The sequence below is a fragment of the Prevotella sp. oral taxon 317 str. F0108 genome, assembly GCF_000162415.1.
GTDB classification, from domain to species: Bacteria; Bacteroidota; Bacteroidia; order Bacteroidales; family Bacteroidaceae; genus Prevotella; species Prevotella conceptionensis.
In genome coordinates, this window is record NZ_GG740080.1 from 32,271 (window position 1) to 34,260 (window position 1,990).

The window sequence follows — 1,990 nt, forward strand, 5'->3', positions numbered from 1 at the left end:
CCGGCGCACTACGCGGTTGTCCCCGTCGTAGGTGAACTCGATCGCCTTGCCGAACCGGTCGCACGCGCGGGTGAGGTTGCGCCTCCCGTCGTACTCGTACTCGGCCAGCGTCTCGAGCCGGCCCTTGCGCAGCAGGTTGGCCGAGAGGATGAGCCCGCGTTCATAGTCGAGGCCGAACACCACGGTCCGCCCGTGGTGATCCTCCAGTGTCGAGAGCAGCCCGCTGTCCCTGTCGTAGGAGAAGTTCAGGAAACCGCCGCCGGCATAGTCCACGCGCACGGCGCGGTATACCGTCCCACCTTTCCCGTCGTTAAAGGCACGGTAGGTCGTTGTGGCATCGGCCTTCCGCACTATCCATGTACGCGCATCAGGCCTGCACTGCCACAGCTTCATCCCGCGGTAGTATTCCTCGGGGGCGCCCACCTCCACTATGGGGAGCGGCAGGGCCTTGCACTCCTCGGGGTCGTTGTAGGCCGCCACACCGGCCTCGAAGTCGGGCACGATGAAACGGTCGTAGCTGCACACCACGCCGTTGCCCATCACGCCCGAGTAGGCCACGTCGCTGAACCAGCGGCAGCGCATGGACAGGGGGTGGTCGCCGCCCAGTTCGAAGTCGTCCCAGGCGAAGTCCATCGCGCCCGTCACCAGGTTCACAGGCTCGAAACCGAAACGGCAAAGCGCGTCGGAGACGGGGTTCTGCCCGAACTTGCGCATCAGCATGTGGTTGAACCGCGTAAGCCCCTTGCGCGCGATGCACCCCAGGAAACGCATCGTCTCCACGGCCACGGCGCGCATCAGGATGTCGGACAAGGAATACTTGTGCGGTACGAACGTGCCGCCCACCATCACGGGCTTTCCGAAGGACAGCGGCACGTACAGCGAGAGCGCGTGCTGGTAGAGCCCGAGCCACGTGGGCGGGAAGAACTGGTGGCCGAAAGGGGCGCCCCAGCAGGTGAGCACCTGCGCGGGGAACGAACCGCCGCACTCGCTGCCGTCGGCCGACACGCTCTTCGAGCCGAAGTACACCTCGCCGTCGTGCGGGCCCTCCAGGTCGCCGTAGAATATCTTGTAGGAGGGCAGGCCGCCCGTGATGTGCTTGATGGGGATGACGTCTCCCACCATGCAGGCATCGGAGGAAAGCCAAGTCTTCCATTTTAAACAAAAGTTGATTTTAATCCCTCACTATGGAGAACTCATTTTCCTCAACTATCTTTCGTGTGGCGCAATCTAAGCCAATGTATTTAAATGTTTGGTTTTTCTTATCATAATATCTTATTCCCCACCCTGCGGGGTGTTTCTCATCTACATATCTACTCACCGTTGTCCTCTTATCAAAAAAGTCTATGCCGCGTTCTCGCTCCAAAAACTTGCGAACCTCCTCCCAAGGGTAGTTTTTAAAGGGGGCATCATAGTCTCTTACTTCAACTAGTTTTCCATCTCCATCATATATTTTCCAAATCCCCACCTCAAATCCATTATCCTTATACTGAAAACCTTCTACATTTAATTTTCCAGCATTAAAATATCTGCGATACTCCTCAATAAGTTCGTTCTCCTTACGTCGAGTTTCATAAAAATAATATACACCGCCACTACTCATCCATCTTTGGACAACTTTCTGTCCCTTGTAGTTCACAAAAGTATATATGTCATTCTTGTCTTTGTTCCAATGAAATCTCTGTTTGTCTATCTTTTCTGTTGTCATTTGTTTTCCTCCTTTAATTTTAGATACCTTCACCTTACGTTGTGCGCCACAACTGCCCGCAACAATAAATGCGGCTAGTATAAATACCAAACTTTTCATTTGTCTTTTGTTTTGTTGTTTTTATCTTCAATTGGTCTCAACACCTTATGCAAATGTTCCCATTGGTATCGCCAAGTGGCAACAACGGGGATTTGTAAAGGGCCAATATCAGAGTAATCCATAACGTTGTCTGTGGTAAACTTTTTGAATATATACTTGTTCAATTTGTCGAAAGGATGACGAAGG

Annotated in this window: 3 protein-coding genes; all 3 read right to left on the minus strand. The window is 53.4% G+C overall.

The window, feature by feature from the left end; translation table 11 throughout:
• A partial coding sequence (locus HMPREF0670_RS16820) for a DUF6531 domain-containing protein (RefSeq protein WP_044078425.1) occupies positions 1 to 1,122 on the minus strand: 1,122 nt, incomplete at its 3' end.
• A 49-nt stretch (positions 1,123 to 1,171) separates the two neighbouring features.
• Positions 1,172 to 1,804 carry a hypothetical protein gene (locus HMPREF0670_RS14640; RefSeq protein WP_009231921.1) on the minus strand — a complete coding sequence of 211 codons (633 nt, stop codon included), beginning with the start codon at positions 1,802 to 1,804 and terminating at the stop codon, positions 1,172 to 1,174.
• The coding region (locus HMPREF0670_RS17285) for a hypothetical protein (RefSeq protein ID WP_044078427.1) at positions 1,801 to 1,990 on the minus strand (190 nt) is incomplete at its 5' end. The genes HMPREF0670_RS17285 and HMPREF0670_RS14640, both read right to left, overlap by 4 nt.